The 15,671-nt window shown below is 52.1% G+C and carries 15 protein-coding genes; 8 read left to right on the top strand and 7 right to left on the bottom strand.

Going from position 1 to position 15,671, the window contains the following annotated elements; all coding sequences use genetic code 11:
* Positions 1-54 precede the first annotated feature (54 nt).
* Positions 55-2,829: a DNA polymerase I gene (gene polA, locus AC2CG4_RS14420; RefSeq protein ID WP_484486928.1), complete on the bottom strand. Its 2,775-nt coding sequence runs from the start codon at positions 2,827-2,829 to the stop codon at positions 55-57.
* Between the two features lie 399 nt (positions 2,830-3,228).
* Here polA and AC2CG4_RS14415 point away from each other — a divergent pair, with 399 nt between their 5' ends.
* Both AC2CG4_RS14415 and AC2CG4_RS14410 read left to right on the top strand, forming a co-directional pair.
* Positions 3,229-3,486, top strand: a complete 258-nt coding sequence (locus AC2CG4_RS14415) for a hypothetical protein (protein WP_484486927.1) — start codon at positions 3,229-3,231, stop codon at positions 3,484-3,486.
* A gap of 302 nt (positions 3,487-3,788) precedes the next feature.
* On the top strand, positions 3,789-4,073 hold the full coding sequence (locus AC2CG4_RS14410; protein ID WP_062058393.1) for a hypothetical protein: 285 nt from the start codon (positions 3,789-3,791) through the stop codon (positions 4,071-4,073).
* Here AC2CG4_RS14410 and AC2CG4_RS14405 read toward each other — a convergent pair.
* Entirely contained in the window at positions 4,041-4,916 is an 876-nt protein-coding gene (locus tag AC2CG4_RS14405; protein WP_484486926.1) for a zinc ABC transporter substrate-binding protein, read from the bottom strand. The two genes, AC2CG4_RS14410 and AC2CG4_RS14405, sit on opposite strands and share 33 nt — an antisense overlap.
* Positions 4,917-5,063: 147 nt before the next feature.
* Here AC2CG4_RS14405 and AC2CG4_RS14400 point away from each other — a divergent pair, with 147 nt between their 5' ends.
* The 5 genes from AC2CG4_RS14400 to AC2CG4_RS14380 all read left to right on the top strand — a co-directional run bounded on the left by AC2CG4_RS14400 (position 5,064) and on the right by AC2CG4_RS14380 (position 8,492).
* Positions 5,064-5,573, top strand: a complete 510-nt coding sequence (locus tag AC2CG4_RS14400) for a Fur family transcriptional regulator (protein WP_484486925.1) — start codon at positions 5,064-5,066, stop codon at positions 5,571-5,573.
* On the top strand, positions 5,566-6,369 hold the full coding sequence (znuC, locus tag AC2CG4_RS14395; protein WP_484486924.1) for a zinc ABC transporter ATP-binding protein ZnuC: 804 nt from the start codon (positions 5,566-5,568) through the stop codon (positions 6,367-6,369). Before AC2CG4_RS14400 ends, znuC begins: the two co-directional genes overlap by 8 nt.
* Positions 6,362-7,147, top strand: a complete 786-nt coding sequence (gene znuB, locus AC2CG4_RS14390) for a zinc ABC transporter permease subunit ZnuB (protein ID WP_484486923.1) — start codon at positions 6,362-6,364, stop codon at positions 7,145-7,147. The genes znuC and znuB overlap by 8 nt, the downstream gene beginning before the upstream one ends.
* Positions 7,148-7,311: 164 nt before the next feature.
* Positions 7,312-7,545 carry a hypothetical protein gene (locus tag AC2CG4_RS14385; RefSeq protein WP_484486922.1) on the top strand — a complete coding sequence of 78 codons (234 nt, stop codon included), beginning with the start codon at positions 7,312-7,314 and terminating at the stop codon, positions 7,543-7,545.
* Positions 7,546-7,628: 83 nt separating this feature from the next.
* Positions 7,629-8,492, top strand: a complete 864-nt coding sequence (locus AC2CG4_RS14380; RefSeq protein ID WP_484486921.1) for a UDP-2,3-diacylglucosamine diphosphatase — start codon at positions 7,629-7,631, stop codon at positions 8,490-8,492.
* A 46-nt stretch (positions 8,493-8,538) separates the two neighbouring features.
* Here the strand turns inward: AC2CG4_RS14380 and AC2CG4_RS14375 are convergent, their stop codons facing one another.
* The 5 genes from AC2CG4_RS14375 to AC2CG4_RS14355 form a co-directional block, all read right to left on the bottom strand.
* Positions 8,539-8,949, bottom strand: coding sequence for an acyl-CoA thioesterase (locus AC2CG4_RS14375; protein ID WP_062058375.1), 411 nt, complete (start codon positions 8,947-8,949; stop codon positions 8,539-8,541).
* Positions 8,950-8,962: 13 nt separating this feature from the next.
* Positions 8,963-9,751, bottom strand: a complete 789-nt coding sequence (locus AC2CG4_RS14370; protein WP_484486920.1) for a 2-keto-4-pentenoate hydratase — start codon at positions 9,749-9,751, stop codon at positions 8,963-8,965.
* A gap of 129 nt (positions 9,752-9,880) precedes the next feature.
* Complete coding sequence (locus AC2CG4_RS14365) at positions 9,881-11,284, bottom strand: HDOD domain-containing protein (RefSeq protein ID WP_484486919.1); 1,404 nt, start codon at positions 11,282-11,284, stop codon at positions 9,881-9,883.
* A 280-nt stretch (positions 11,285-11,564) separates the two neighbouring features.
* Positions 11,565-13,688 (bottom strand): ATP-dependent DNA helicase RecG, encoded by a 2,124-nt coding sequence (gene recG / locus AC2CG4_RS14360; RefSeq protein WP_484486918.1) that lies wholly within the window; start codon positions 13,686-13,688, stop codon positions 11,565-11,567.
* A 12-nt stretch (positions 13,689-13,700) separates the two neighbouring features.
* Entirely contained in the window at positions 13,701-14,615 is a 915-nt protein-coding gene (locus tag AC2CG4_RS14355; RefSeq protein ID WP_062058364.1) for a hydrogen peroxide-inducible genes activator, read from the bottom strand.
* A 66-nt stretch (positions 14,616-14,681) separates the two neighbouring features.
* Between AC2CG4_RS14355 and AC2CG4_RS14350 the strand changes: the two genes are divergently transcribed.
* Positions 14,682-15,542, top strand: a complete 861-nt coding sequence (locus AC2CG4_RS14350) for an SDR family oxidoreductase (RefSeq protein ID WP_484486917.1) — start codon at positions 14,682-14,684, stop codon at positions 15,540-15,542.
* The last annotated feature ends 129 nt before the right edge of the window (positions 15,543-15,671 follow it).

Raw genomic sequence — 15,671 nt, 5'->3', positions numbered from 1 at the left:
GACTCACCAATCGCCAGCCGTGTAATAAACCTTAAATACACGGCAAGTGTACCGCTAATGCGCCTCGTCCCAATTGTTGCCAACGCCCGCCTCAACCAACAGCGGTACTTTGAGTGTAGCAGCTGCAGACATATGCTCGATCAAACCCTCACGCACTTGATCTAACTGTGACTCGGCCACTTCCAGCACTAGTTCATCGTGTACCTGCATGATGATTTGCGCATCGAGCTGCGCCGAATCCAGCCAGGCCTGCACTTTGATCATCGCGGTTTTAATAATATCGGCGGCAGTACCTTGCATTGGCGCATTGATCGCCGTGCGCTCGGCCGCCATCTGCAGATTTTTATTTTTCGCGTTGATTTCCGGCAGGTACAAACGGCGACCAAAAATAGTTTCGACATAACCCTGCTCGTGTGCGAGCGCACGAATATTATTCATATAGCGCTGCACGCCGGGATAGCGTTCAAAGTAGCGATCAATATATTGCTGCGCTTCATTGCGGCCAACATGCAATTGTTTGGCGAGACCAAACGCGGACATGCCATAAATCAAACCGAAGTTGATGGCTTTAGCGCTGCGGCGCATCTCAGGTGTAACGCCATCAAGGCTCACACCAAATACTTCAGCGGCGGTAGCGCGGTGCACATCCAAACCTTTTTCAAACGCGCTGAGCAAACCAACGTCATCGGACAAATGCGCCATAATGCGCAATTCAATTTGCGAATAATCCGCTGCGACTAATTTATATCCAGCAGGTGCAACAAATGCCTGACGAATGCGGCGCCCCTCTTCGGTTTTAATTGGGATATTTTGCAGGTTCGGGTCTTGCGAGGATAAGCGCCCAGTTGCCGCTACTGCTTGGTGATAACTGGTGTGGATGCGGCCAGTGCGAGGATTAATTACCAGCGGTAATTTATCGGTGTAAGTTGATTTTAATTTCGCCAGACCGCGATATTCCATCAGCACTTTTGGCAGCGGATAATCCAGCGCTAGCTCTTGCAACACTTCTTCTGCGGTAGAGGGTGTACCAGTAGGAGTTTTTTTCAACACAGGTAATTTTTGTTGCTCAAATAAAATCACACCGAGTTGTTTGGGCGAACTTAAATTAAATTCTTGCCCGGCGATCTCATAGGCTTTGCGCTCAAGCTGAACTAAACGTTCGCCCAATTCAATACTTTGTTGGCCGAGTAATTTTGCATCAACCAGCGCACCATTGCGCTCGATGCGCGAGAGCACCGGCACCAGCGGCATTTCAATTGTGTCAAAAACCGATTTTAGCGAAGGGATCTGCTCCAGCTGCGGCCAAAAAAATTGATGCAAGCGCAAAGTGATATCCGCATCTTCCGCGGCGTAATGCCCTGCCTCTTCCACTTTTAATTGATTAAAGCTGAGTTGTTTTACACCCTTGCCCGCAATTTCTTCAAAGGTGACGGTTTTATAATCCAGGTAATTTTTGGCAAGGTCATCCATGTTGTGGCGACTGCCAATGGAATTCCACACATAGGATTCGAGCATGGTATCGAATTTAATACCGCGCAATTCAATACCGTAATTGAGCAGCACACTGCGATCGTATTTTAAATTTTGGCCAATTTTTATTTTGCTGGCATCTTCCAGAATCGGTTTTAATTGTTCGAGCACCCACTCCAGCGGCAATTGTTCCGGTGCGCCCATGTAGTCGTGACCACAGGGAACATAGGCGGCAATGCCCGCTTCAATCGCAAAATTCACACCGACAATTTTTGCATCCATAATTTCCAATGCAGTGGTTTCAGTATCAAACGAAAATTGCGCAGCTTGTTGCAATAAGACCAGCCAATCGGCAAACATTTTTTTGTCGGTGATAATGTCGTAACGAATTTCAATTGGCGCAGCGGGTAAGACTGGCTCCGCCTGTTGCGCGTCGTTCACAACCGATGTGGCAGCGGCAGACGCATCGGTTTTGTCATCACCTAAATCTTTTACCCAATTTTTAAATTCCAACTCTTCAAATAATTCGCGCAGACGCTGATTGTCTGGCGCGCCGCGCTGAATGGATTCAGGTGCAATCGCCAATTCCACATCGACTTTAATGGTGGCGAGGCGATAGGACAAATAAGCCATCTCGCGATGCTCAATTAATTTTTCCGGCATGGTTTTCGCGCCGCGAAATGACAGGGTGCGCACTTTTTCCAGATCGGCGTAAATCGCATCCAAGCCGCCCATACCCTGAATTAAACCCTGCGCGGTTTTTTCACCTACGCCGGGCACACCGGGAATGTTATCGACCTTGTCACCCATGAGCGCGAGGTAGTCGATCATCAACTCAGGACCGAAACCGTATTTTGCATTGACACCGGGAATATCCAATACAGTTTCGGTCATGGTGTTAACCAGCGTGACGTGGTCATTCACCAACTGCGCCATGTCTTTATCGCCGGTGGAGATAACCACCGGCATTTGCTTCTCGGTGGCTTGGCGCGCAAGCGTACCAATCACATCGTCCGCCTCCACACCGTCGATCACAAAGAGCGGCAAACCCATGGCCTGCACTATGTCGTGAATCGGCTGTACCTGCGGACGCAAATCATCGGGCATGGGCGGGCGATTAGCTTTGTACTCGGCGAACATTTCATCACGGAAGGTTTTGCCTTTGGCATCAAAGATGACGGCAATTGGGCTCTGGGGATAATCCTTGAGCAGGCGACGCATCATATTCACTACTCCTTTTACCGCGCCGGTGGGGTGCCCCTTGGAGTTAGTTAATGGTGGCAACGCGTGATAGGCGCGATAAAGGTAGGAAGATCCGTCAACAAGCACTAAAGGTGCGGCAGTTTGAGTCTGGGTCATAGGTAAACATCTGTAATTAAGGCGGTTTTTGATGGCCAAAGGATACACCAAAGACATCTTCACCGAGCCGCAACCCTGATTCCTCAGCAAGATGAGTAACGATACATCGCTCATTGAAGCCAAAAGTGTTACCGGCGACAGAATGTGTTACCAGGCGCCATATCTCGAATAAAAATCACCTTTTGCCGCTAAGCTTCGGTATTTATTCACATTTAACTAATTTAAATAGTTAAAAAGTGTACTGGGGGCTAGGCAAATTAAAAAACTCTGTTACCATGCGTTACATAAGGTAACAAATTAAACCTACCCAAGTTGATTTGGTACCTAGTAAACCTAACCCAAGACAAAAAAGGTTGCTCAAAAGGCAACTGGATTTAAAAACCATCGGAGGAACCCACGATGAAAAAGACCGCACTGATATTTGCAACCCTGATACTGACCGCCACCGGCGCATTTGCTGATGAGGCTACTAATACCGAATTGACCCTGGCTGTCGCCGATGTTGGCGTTAAGACAGTTTGGGTTGAAACCCAGGAAGATATAGAAGCACGCATTACGGAAGAATTGGCAAACAAGACCGAAATACTGAACGAGAAGGCTAACAGCAAACTCGAGCAGCAACTGGAAGCCAAGATTGCACAAGAATTCGCCCTTTAAGTTGTAGCTGAAGCGGTTAGTCTCCGCTTCAGTGAGCTTTCTTTAAGCTGTTGTTTTTATTGGACTATCTCCCTTATTTTCTCCTCGTGTATTAGCCCTGCACTTGACCTTATAACTTTTTGTTTGGTCACTGCGGGGCTCTTTTTTTGTACTAGTCACAAATTTGCAATTTGCTTTGACTTGGCGCCAGAGTCCCTCGCCGCGTTTATTTTTTAACCTAGAATCGAATTAAGAGGCTGATTTACCGCCAGCATCTCTAAACAACTTCGCTCAACAGCTCTTTAACGCACTGGAGGATGTCAATGGACACCCTAATTTTTTCCCAAACCGCAATTTTTCGCATGCAACAACTCGCGAGCTGTGTTTATCACAAAACCGGAATGCGTCACCGCATGGCAACGCAAGAGGGGATGTTGACACTGTTGCGGGAGGCAGGCGCATCAGCCGATAGAGATATAGGCCGCTACTATGATTCATTTGTGATGGAGCTAAACAAGCGCCAGCTGGATGCTCTGGAAGCGCGCGATGTAAGTATGCGCAAACCGTTCTATGCCTCAGTGATCTCGCCGATCCGCAAGGCAGGTTAAAAAACTCTGGCTGAGCTGCTGTAACAACTGTTGATAGCTGGATACCTGTTGATCGCCAATGGGATCCAGCAAACCAATACCTAGATTCAGTGTGGTGACCATCTCCTCCATACCTTGCACCTTGTAGTGGGGCTCCATAAACAGGCACCTTCCCTCCTTAGCTAGCACTTCCCGCAACTCCTTCAGGTGTTTTGCACCCGGGCGACGCTCCGGTGTGTAAGTCACATAAGCAACCTGATGCAAACCATAGCGCCCGACAAAATGGCCATAACCTTCATGGTAGACCGCAAAACCCACCGCTTTTACCGGGTTTAGTTGCGCTGCAAGTTGTTTATCCAAGGCTTGCACAGAGAGCGCAAAACGCTGCGCATTCGCCTGAAACTTCACCGCCGATTGTGGTTGCAACTGCGCTAAACGTGTCGCTAATGCCCGGGCAATCACCACCGCATTGCGTGGATCGAGCCACAGATGCGGGTCTTTATCGGTGTGTGCATGATTAGTGTGATGATGTTCGTCATCCTGCTCTATTGCAGGCCAATACAATCCCGGCAGCTGATAACTGGTGAGAACCTTGCCAGCAGGCAAATTGCCCAGCGGGCGGGCGAGAAAACTTTCCATCTCCGAGCCTATCCACAACACCAGATCGGCACTGCGTAAATTGCGGTGATCCGACATTTTGAGCGGATAATCATGAGGCGACGCGGTAATCGGCAACAGCATCGTCACCTCCGCCTGATCACCCACCACTTCCTGCGCGATTAGCGCCAGCGGTTTGATGCTCGCCAACACTTGCAACTTAGCCTGCGCCGGTAGCGCCAAGGCAAATGCCAAACCGAGCAGCATGCCGCACCGAACAGAAACACTGCAATACCCCATACCCAAACCGATCCCGTGAAAACCATGCTAGATGATAGGTTATAGAGTAACATAGCTGGGAATTTACATCGCCCTTTCACTGCTCGAATCGAGTGTGCTTAGCCTGAGTAACGTATGGAACATACCCCTATAGCCTGTAGCCATCACGATCACAATCACTGCATCAGCGATGCGCTCGAAGCCGCCCGCCAGCTGTGCCGGGGGCGCGGTGTGCGCCTGACCGATTTGCGCCTGCAAGTGCTGGAGCTGATCTGGCAAAACCACAAACCACTCGGTGCCTATACCCTGATGGAGATGTTGGGCAAGGCCAATACCCGGCGCGTGGCACCGCCGACGGTGTATCGCGCGCTGGACTTCTTGCTTGAACAGGGCTTGATCCATCGCATCAATGTGCTTAATGCTTTTATCGGCTGCCCTTCGCCGACCACCAAACACCAGAGCCATTTTTTGATTTGCCGCGCCTGCGGTATCGCCATTGAGCTGAATCAACCGGAGCTCAGCCAACAAATCATCGACGTAGCGCGGGATGCAGGTTTTGCAGTGGAAACCCAATCGCTGGAAGTCTCTGGTTTATGCGCCAACTGCGCTGGCAACACCGAACACAGCGAGCATCGCCATGAGTGATTTTTTAATTAATGCCCGCGGCTTGGGTGTAACCCGCAATGGCCGCCACATTTTGCAGCGCGCCGATTTAACCCTGCAGGCCGGTAAGATTGTCACCCTGATCGGCCCCAATGGCGCGGGTAAAACCACATTGGTGCGCGCGGTACTGGGTTTGATCAAGGTCGATGAAGGTTCCATCGAAAAGGCGCCGGATTTACGCATCGGCTATATGCCCCAAAAGCTTCATATCGATGCCAGCCTGCCGCTCACCGTCGCACGCTTTCTTGCACTCGGTGGCAAGGCGCGCGCAGATTTGAGCGAAACGCTGGCGCTGACCGGCATCGATAAACTGATCCATATGCCGATGCAATCCCTCTCCGGCGGCGAAACCCAGCGCGTTTTACTGGCGCGCGCGCTGCTGCGCGACCCGCAATTGCTGGTATTGGATGAACCTGTGCAAGGGGTAGATATAACCGGGCAGTCGGCGCTCTATGCCCTGATTAACGAGATCCGCAATCGCCGCCAATGCGGAGTGCTATTGGTATCCCACGACTTACACTTGGTGATGGCAACCACCGACACAGTAATCTGCCTCAATCAGCATGTGTGTTGCGAAGGCCACCCGGAGCAGGTAACCAATGACCCGGCCTATCTCGCCCTATTTGGCGAGGCAGTCGGCGCAAGCAATCCGCCGCAGGTGGCGATTTATACCCATCACCACGATCACCAACACGATGCCCATGGCAATGTGATCAATGCCAAACCCGGCAGCCATGAACATAAGCACGACAGCTCTTGCGGACACCACCATGCCTGATTTTTTACTCCTCGCCCTGCTCGCTGGAATCGCCGTGGCACTGGTCGCCGGCCCTCTCGGCGCTTTTGCAGTCTGGCGCCGTATGGCCTATTTTGGCGATACCCTCGCCCACTCGGCTCTGCTCGGTGTGACCTTTGGCCTGCTGCTGGATATCAACCTCAACCTCGCTATCGCACTTGGTTGTCTACTATTAGCGCTGATACTGGTGGCCTTGCAAAACAACCGCTTTCTGGCGACCGATACATTGCTGGGGATTTTGTCTCATTCAACGCTCGCGCTCGGGCTGATCTGCGTCAGCGTGTTCAGCGACAATCGCATCGACCTGATGGCCTATTTATTTGGCGACATTCTCTCGGTCAGCCAAACCGATGTGATGAGTATTTGGGTAATTGCGGTCGCGGTGATTGGTGCGCTGATCTGGCTCTGGCGGCCACTGTTGGCGATTACCGTGCACGAAGAATTGGCGCAGGTAGAAGGTGTGCCGGTGACGCGGGTGCGCACCGCACTGATGCTGCTGATGGCATTGGTGATTGCGATTGCGATGAAGGTAGTCGGGGTATTGCTGATTACTGCGCTGCTGATTATTCCCGCCGCCGCCAGCCGCCGCCTGACCCACACCCCGGAGCAGATGGCGATGGTATCCAGCCTGCTCGGCATCGCCTCTGTAATGGCCGGATTGGCCGCCTCCTATTGGTGGGATAGCCCCGCCGGGCCGGCGATTGTGCTCTCATCTACCCTGTTATTTACCCTGACCCTGCTGAAAAAACAGCAGGCCTAAGACCGGTTTTGCACCAGTATGATTATGGTTTTGTAGGCAATGTCTCACAAGCTTTAGCGACAAATGCGACTGTTTTCACATTTTAAATTCAGCGATACTGGTCAATATCCCGCCCTGACAGCAACGTAAAGATTGGCGGCAAAATCAGCAAGGAAAACGCCATTATGACTATTTTAAACATTGGTAACCAAGCTTTTAACAGCACGGAAGTTGCTGAAAAAGTGCAACATGACATCAATTTTTTACTCGCGCGTATTGAACACTTACAACAGCAGCTCAACCCCAACCCAGTAGTACTGCACACTTATAAAGAAATGCTGGAAAGCCGCCAGGCAGTCTTAAATTGGTTGGTACACGAACAACCCAGCACTACAAATATTGCTCAACAAGTGGGCTAGCTGTCACCCAAAGTTCATCAAAATGTTGTGTTTTCGTCACATGTTCACCGCAAACTGCGGTGAAACAGCCATGGAAACGCACTATGACTTATTCGGCCCGCCCCCTCACTGCGCCCTTGCCTGAACTCGCCAACAGCGGCGATTTACCCACCCCCAAACCCACCCGTCATTTGATTAACGCGCGCACTGTATGGATCTCGGATATCCATTTGGGCTTTCGCGATTGCAAAGCGGATTATCTGCTCGACTTTCTCAACCACATCCACTGCGACACACTCTATTTAGTGGGCGATATTGTGGATTTATGGTCGCTCAAACGCCGTTTCTGCTGGCCGCAAAAACATTATCAAGTGATGCTGAAATTTTACGAACTGGCGGCCAAAGGCGTGCGTGTTGTCTATGTACCCGGCAACCACGATGAGCCCATCCGCCATTTTAGCGGCCAGCTATTTGGCCCGATTGAGATAGCGCAAGAGCATGAATATGTCGCCGCCGATGGCAAGCGCCTGCTGATCATGCACGGCGATGCCATGGACGCCTACATCAATCACAGCTGGTTAACGCGGGTTATTGGCGACCACGGCTATGAACTGCTGTTATTTATTAACCGCTGGTCTGATCGCCTGCGCAAGTTGATGGGTAAACCTTACTTTTCACTGGCGGGATTAATTAAAAGCAATATCAAAGGTGCCAAAGCTGCCATCGCCACCTATGAAAAAGAAGCCTTGGCTGAAGCTAAGCGGCGCGGTTATGACGGCGTTGTATGCGGGCATATTCACTACCCGGCACTGCGTGAAGAAGGCGGCTTGCGCTACGCCAACTGCGGCGATTGGATCGAAAACTGCACCGCGCTAGTAGAGGATCATCAAGGCCATATGCGTCTGCTGCATTACAGCGACAAAATTTATTGGCAAGAGTTGGAACAACCTTTATTGCAGGCAGCTTAAAAAGCCAGCCCCCAAGCGGCTGTGGTGTTTGATTAATTATGCATAGTTAAACGTCAAACCAGGCGCGCACCGGATCGGGCAAGGGTACCGATTTACCATCGGCACTGCTCACCCAGACCACTTTAGAGTAACCCTCTGCCGCGGGCATTTCTGGTTGGGACAAGGTGTAAACCTTGTACTTGACCATAAAACTGGAGCGCCCTGGCTCGCTGATAAACACATCGATACGCAGGGTCTCCGGATGAAAAATCGGGCGTAAAAAAGTACAGCCAATCGTGACGACCACCGGGTGAGTATCGCTTTTGAGGGGGAGGCCTTTATCGAGCATCCACTTGAATCGCGCCTCTTCAAAATAGCGAAAGTAAAGCGTGTTATTGATATGGCCATAGGCGTCCATATCGCCCCAGCGAACCGGGATCTCACAGGAATAAAATGGCGATGATTCGTCGTGATTCATTGATTGCTACTCCTTAAGCGGCAGATTTAGGGTTAAAAATTACTTGCATGCTACCTAAACCAGCGTAGTCAATGTGGATATTGGTATTGAGTGGCACCTCGATCACACCAGCATAGGAACCGGTAATCACCGCCTGCCCAGCGACTATACCCTCGCCCCGGCTGCGCAAGAATTCCGCCAACCAATAGAGCGGTGCACGTGGATGAGTATTGGGGTGCTGCCCCTGACGCTCAATAACTTCGCCGTTGGCACAGGTCATAGTAATCGTAAAACTACTCGCGCCACGGGCATTTTCCGCATCCACTTCCGGGCCGATAAACAAACCCTGATTGACCAAGCCATCGGCCAGCATTTCCGGGAACTCGCAGCTGGCTGGATCGGCATAGCGGCTATTGATCAACTCCAGCGCCATATGAGTACGGGCGATAGCGGCATCGACATCAGCCGGGGTGTAAGGCTCTGCACGCGGGGGCAAATCACTGCCAAAGATAAAGGCCAGTTCCGGCTCAATGCGAGCGCGGTCGCCCTTTGGCCAGAGACTTACCGGTGCGACAGAATCAATCGTGCGGGTGTATATGGGGCCAACAATCAACTTATCCTCGGGCGGCTGCAGGCATTTCCATCCGCCAACTGTGTCATCCATCTGCTCACACCAATGCGCAGTAACCGCAGCTTGAATCGCCAGCGCTTGGTCTAAATTTTGGGGCCGACAAGTGTCGGGCAAACGCTCGGACTGAATGCCATTGATACGACGCTCAACCAAAATGGCAGCTGCAGCGGATGCAGGGAAATCTGAAGACATAAACAATCACTCTCTCGCTAAGGGGGGAACAACCGGCAGTATACCGGTAAAAAAATCGCTGACACTAACAACAAAAAACCCCATGGAAGGGGTTTTAATTACCGTGAAATACAGATTTACCAACCCACATTAATGATGTGGCGACAGCTCGTGGGCGATATGTTTGAGATCATCACTTGACTCAATAATATTCGCCACCGTGGTATAGGCCTTTTCCGGGTCCAGATGCAGGTCTTCAAATACTTGCGGAGGAATCGCCAGTTTCGGACCACGGCCAATATCGTGTTGGTGCAGTAAACGCTGGGCCACAAAAATCAGCTTGGCATAAACCGCGTTTTCCCCTTGGTAATGCGGGTTATTTTGGTGGCGAAGACCCACCACAACTTCTTCCGGCATAGACCAAAGCGACATCAAGGCAGCACCTAATTGCTCGCGAGTGACACCGAGCAGATGGCGTTCCACCGCCTGATGATCAACATGGGGATTGGTGTCTGCCAATTGGCAGTAGTTGTGGAAATAAGGTGGAAACACTTCCGCCAAAATCAGATAGCCAAAGTTATGCAGCAAGCCACACAGATAGGCCATGCCGAAACTGGGGCGATGATCGCGTGGAATTGCCGTCACCAAACCTTCAATAGTCGCCGCCATATACACCGCTTGCTGCCAGTAAGGTAGCGAACCATGGGGGCCTTCTTTGGGGATGGTCATAGCTTTGCCGAGCGACAAACCCAGCGCCAAATTGAGCACCATATCAAAGCCCAGCACCCGTACTATGGCATCGTGAATGGATTTGATTTTGCCCGGCGCAGAATAGTAAGGCGATGCCGCCCAGCTCACCACCTGTGCAGCAAGGCTCGGGTCGGTTTCAACAATTTGGGCGAGATCACTGATATCGGCATTGGGGTTTACACGCAGCTTGATAATGCGCTGAGCAGTGTCCGATAAAGGTGGCAATTCGAGGGTTTCTTCCAACCGTTGTTTGACGCGGAGTTGGGTGAAATTGCGCACAGCACCGAGAATCTGGTCGTTATCACTGGTGCTGGTATCGTCGATTTCCAAGGGCTCAAGTGGTACGGCGATATCACAAATCGTCGCGTCGTCGATAATTTGCTGAAACTCAGCGCGACTAAAACGCAGCAGTTGTTTTTCATCGCCGGAATCTGCCAGCAATTCGTTGCGCTCCACCAAGCTGCGGTCGATAAGCGTCAACAAACCTGCCAGCTTGGGTAATGCAGGAATAGATTGCAGGTTATGGGAGAGGCAAAACTTTTGGATATCTTCCGGCTTGGCGGCGTGAAGCTCGCGGTTTAATTGGCGGTTGACTGCTTTGAGATCAAGCAATCGGTCCGCGGCAAAAATCACCTGCACTCGCCCTGTACTGTCTTGCAAAATTACTGATTTGGCTGCGCTCATAGTGCGTAAATGCTGGTCATGCCAGAGCGCTCTTTCATCCTCAGTCACTGGCACCTCAGACACCTGATAATGCACATTTTGCTTGTTGAGCAATGATTGAACACTGGTAGGGACTGACACGGCCTACTCCTCTTAATATCTGCAAGTGGTTGATATGCATAGGGTTAAATGACTCTAAACATCTTAGTTCGATGAGTGTAATCCAGCAAAAAAAATCTTATTTGGCCGAATCAGATCACGACTGCAGTCATGGTTTCCCAGCACAGGATCTAACCAAGCATAGTTCAAATTTAAAGGTGCACAGATCAATATGAAAGAAGATAAAAATAACCTGGCTAAAAATTGGAGCAGTTCTCATCTCAATGCAAAAACAACCGCCACAGCCGTATCAATCCAACCATTACACCTGCAAATATCGCTGACTATCACCCAACCAGCGCAGTACCAGCTGGTTGCAAAGTTGAGGGTGATCGCTCATTAGCAATAGCGCGGCATCTTTTACATCGGGCAACAAATGGCTGTCGCGCTGTAAATCGGCGATTTTGAATTGCATTTCACCGGTTTGACGGGTGCCCAGCACCTCGCCGGGGCCGCGCAGCAGTAAATCCTGCTCGGCGATATAAAAGCCGTCGCTACTTTCACGCATTACCCGCAATCGCTCACGGCTGTTATTCGATAGCGGCGAACCATACAGCAGCACACAGTGACTCGCCGCCGAACCGCGCCCGACCCGCCCGCGCAGCTGGTGCAATTGCGCAAGGCCAAGGCGCTCAGGGTTTTCAATAATCATCAAACTGGCGTTGGGTACATCCACCCCCACTTCAATCACCGTGGTGGCGACTAATAAATCCAACTCATTGGCTTTGAAAGCCGCCATCACCGCTTCTTTTTCCGCCGGCTTCAAGCGCCCGTGAATCAGCCCGATGCGCAGATGCGGCAGGGATTCCGTAAGATTCGCTGCGGTTGCCTCCGCCGCCTGCGCCTCCAGAGTTTCCGACTCTTCGATTAGCGTACACACCCAGTAAGCTTGCCGCCCCTGCTCGCAGGCCAAGCGCACCCGCTCAATCACCTCTTCGCGGCGGTTATCGCTAATCACTACCGTCGTAATCGGCGTTCGCCCCGGCGGCAATTCATCGATCACCGAGCAGTCCAAATCCGCATAAGCACTCATCGCCAAGGTGCGTGGGATAGGCGTGGCGGTCATAATCAGTTGATGGGGGCGAAGCAGGCCAAATCGCCGATTTTCATCCCCGCTTGTGCCTTTTTCCGATAGGGTTAGCCGCTGATGCACACCAAAGCGGTGCTGTTCATCGATCACTATCAACCCCAAATTGGCAAATTCCACCGACTCTTGAAACAGTGCATGGGTACCCACCACCACTTGCGCCGCGCCGCTGGCGATAGCCGCCAACTGGGTGCGCCGCTCGGCCACCTTTAACTTGCCGGTCAGCCAACCGAGGCTAATGCCCAGTGGCTCCAACCATTTGCCAAAGTTAAGGCGATGCTGCTCGGCAAGGATTTCGGTCGGCGCCATAATCGCCGCCTGTTTGCCGCTGGCAACTGCCGCCAACGCCGCAAGCGCCGCCACCACGGTTTTGCCGGAACCCACATCACCCTGTACCAACCGCAACATGGGAATCGGCTTGGCCAGATCGGCGGCAATTTCATCCACAACACGGCGCTGGGCGCGGGTCAGGTTAAACCCCAGTTGCGCCAAAAAACGCGCTTGCAAACCCTCATCCAAATTCAGGCGAGTAGCGCCATCGGCTTGGGTTTCCCGGCGCAGTAACAGCAAACTCAGGTGATGGGCGAGCAATTCTTCAAACGCCAAACGCTGCTGGTAGGGATGCTCCCCGTCAATTAACTGCTGGATATTGGCGTTAGTCGGCGGTTGGTGCAGGTAGCGCAGGGCATCGGCGAGGGAGGATTGTTTGAGTTGGCGGCGCACACGCTCCGGCAGCAACTCTTGCAGCGCGTGTTTATCGAGCCAGGTCAGCGCCTGTAGCGCTAGTGAACGCATACGCGGCTGGGTCAGCCCTTCGGTGGCGGGGTAAATCGGCGTGAGCGATTGCTCCAGCGGCAGCGGCGCGGCGGTACTCAACTCATCGTATTCGGGGTGATACATTTCCAAACCCGAGGCACCGCGGCGAGTTTCGCCAAAAATCCGCAGGCGCGTGCCACTCACCAAGCGCTGCTTTTGCGCATTGTTAAAGTGATAAAAACGCAGCGTAATCGTACCGGTGCCATCCTGCACCTTGCACACCAAGCTGCGGCGCTTGCCAAACACCACATCGCAGGCGCGCACTTCCGCCTCAATCACCGCATTCATATTGGGTTGCAGCGCGCCAATCGCGGTAATACGGGTGCGATCCATATAGCGCAGAGGAAGATGTAACAGCACATCTTGCAGGCTAAATAGACCGATCTTCGTCAATTTAGCAGCCAATGCCGCACCAACGCCCTTTAAGGCGCTAGCGGGGATTTGATCGAGGGTTTTCTCACCAGCAACTGCCAAGGTAGACATTACCCGTCGTAATTAGTGTCGACAGGCTTTAATCGCCGTGCGCAATGCATCTATCGCCTTATGGCGCGGGAAGCTGGCGCGCCATGCGAGCGCGACGGTGCGGCTGGGCGATGGTTCGGTGAAGGGGCGAGTGACCAATACATCGGAACTGTAGAGCGAACTCTCGGCAGCCGAGGCGGGCAAAATGGTCAAGCCCAAACCAGAGGCGACCATATGGCGCAGGGTTTCCAGCGAACTGCCTTCAGCGGCGGTGCGCACATTGCTGCTGTTGGCACTGGCTTCGCTGGCATGCTGCACACTGGGGCAAGTGGTTAACACCTGATCGCGGAAGCAGTGCCCCTCACCCAGCAACAGCAGCTGCTCATGACTGAGATCCGCTTGATCTACCTGCTCTTTGGCGGCGAGCGGGTGATCCTTCGGCATAAGCACCACAAAAGGTTCTTCATACAGCGCTTGGGTCACCACATCCGGCTCCACAAAGGGCAGCGCGACGATAATCACATCCAACTCGCCATTGCGCAGTTTTTTGCGCAGGTTGTGGGTATAGCCCTCCTCCACATAGAGCGGCATTTTGCTCGCCAACTGCTGTAAATGAGGGATAAACTTCGGCAGCAGATAAGGCCCTATAGTAAAAATCGCCCCCACCGATAAGGGACTACTGAGCTGGTCTTTACCGGCGTCGGCCAGGTCTTTAATCGCCGCCGTTTGCTCCAGCACCAAATGCGCCTGAGCCACAATCTGCTCACCCAAGGGGGTTGGCTGCACGCGAGACTTGGTGCGCTCAAACAAGGCTACCCCCAGCTCGTCTTCCAGTTTTTTGACCGCGATACTCAGGGTGGGCTGGCTCACATAACAGCGATCCGCCGCGCGGCCAAAATGTTGTTCTTGAGCAAGTGTGACTATATAGCGCAACTCGGTAAGGGTCATAATGCAGCTCCATTAGCTTGGCTTTTATGAATAGCCTAAAACTATCAGATATAAGGCATTTATCAAATGACAATTAACCTATCTTCACCAGAAAAATGCCTGATTATCGGCTGTGGCGATATTGGCCAGCGCCTCGCACAGCAATTGCACCCATTTGACTATCAAGTCACCGGCCTGCGCCGCTCGGTATGTGATCACTTACCCTACCTAAACTATCGCTCAGGTGATGCCACCAATCTCGAGCAGATGCGCGCGCTGTTGGCAGAAGGATTTAACATCATCGTTATCAGCATGACACCCGGGGAGCGAAGCGATGCAGGCTATAAACAGGCCTATGTGGATAGCTGCCAAGTGCTACTGCAGGCCTTAGATTTACAACAACAGAAGCCACGCCTGATCCTGTTTGTCTCCAGCACCGCCGTCTATGGGCAGCAAGATGGCAGCTGGGTAGATGAAACATCGCCCACCGCCCCGGAGGGTTTCAGTGGCAAACGCCTCTTGCAGGCGGAACAGTTGATCATGCAAAGCGGCTATGCTCATATCATCCTGCGTTTTAGCGGAATTTACGGCCCTGGCAGACGCCGCTTGATCGACCAAGTCGCACAGCAGCGCGCCTCTGCCAGCCCGTATTTCACCAATCGTATTCATGCGGATGACTGCGCGGGTGTGCTGGCTCATTTCATTGAACAGAGCAAACAGCAAACGCTGGATTCGCTTTATCTCGCCAGCGACTCGTCACCCACCCCTATGATAGAGGTGGTGAGTTGGATAGCTGAGCAGCTGGGAGTTGAGGATTTTCTAGCAGTGGATGCAGTTAATGAGCGCGGCAATAAACGGATTAGCAACCAGCGACTACTGGCATCAGGGTATCGCTTTCGCTATCCGGATTTTCGCAGCGGCTATGCAACACTACTTAGCAAACAATAACTGCCCTATTCAGCAGCGATAAAAATGTATGGTTCCCCTCATTGTTGCAATCACTTTTGTGACAATGAGGTGGTTTGCGCTAATGTATTCGGAGTCCTATTGGGATCGAATCCCGCTCCACGATGAGCA

The organism is Cellvibrio sp. ATLC23 (genome assembly GCF_057196725.1).
Note: the sequence above shows the minus strand (reverse complement) of the source record. Positions and strands in the feature narration are given on the sequence as shown.

Bases quoted from the DNA above. Each gene is read 5' to 3' on its own strand.
- polA (WP_484486928.1), bottom strand. From the start codon at position 2,829: ATGACCCAGACTCAAACTGCCGCACCTTTAGTGCTTGTTGACGGATCT.
- AC2CG4_RS14415 (WP_484486927.1), top strand. From the start codon at position 3,229: ATGAAAAAGACCGCACTGATATTTGCAACCCTGATACTGACCGCCACC.
- AC2CG4_RS14410 (WP_062058393.1), top strand. From the start codon at position 3,789: ATGGACACCCTAATTTTTTCCCAAACCGCAATTTTTCGCATGCAACAA.
- AC2CG4_RS14405 (WP_484486926.1), bottom strand. From the start codon at position 4,916: ATGCTGCTCGGTTTGGCATTTGCCTTGGCGCTACCGGCGCAGGCTAAG.
- AC2CG4_RS14400 (WP_484486925.1), top strand. From the start codon at position 5,064: ATGGAACATACCCCTATAGCCTGTAGCCATCACGATCACAATCACTGC.
- znuC (WP_484486924.1), top strand. From the start codon at position 5,566: ATGAGTGATTTTTTAATTAATGCCCGCGGCTTGGGTGTAACCCGCAAT.
- znuB (WP_484486923.1), top strand. From the start codon at position 6,362: ATGCCTGATTTTTTACTCCTCGCCCTGCTCGCTGGAATCGCCGTGGCA.
- AC2CG4_RS14385 (WP_484486922.1), top strand. From the start codon at position 7,312: ATGACTATTTTAAACATTGGTAACCAAGCTTTTAACAGCACGGAAGTT.
- AC2CG4_RS14380 (WP_484486921.1), top strand. From the start codon at position 7,629: ATGACTTATTCGGCCCGCCCCCTCACTGCGCCCTTGCCTGAACTCGCC.
- AC2CG4_RS14375 (WP_062058375.1), bottom strand. From the start codon at position 8,949: ATGAATCACGACGAATCATCGCCATTTTATTCCTGTGAGATCCCGGTT.
- AC2CG4_RS14370 (WP_484486920.1), bottom strand. From the start codon at position 9,751: ATGTCTTCAGATTTCCCTGCATCCGCTGCAGCTGCCATTTTGGTTGAG.
- recG (WP_484486918.1), bottom strand. From the start codon at position 13,688: ATGTCTACCTTGGCAGTTGCTGGTGAGAAAACCCTCGATCAAATCCCC.
- AC2CG4_RS14355 (WP_062058364.1), bottom strand. From the start codon at position 14,615: ATGACCCTTACCGAGTTGCGCTATATAGTCACACTTGCTCAAGAACAA.
- AC2CG4_RS14350 (WP_484486917.1), top strand. From the start codon at position 14,682: ATGACAATTAACCTATCTTCACCAGAAAAATGCCTGATTATCGGCTGT.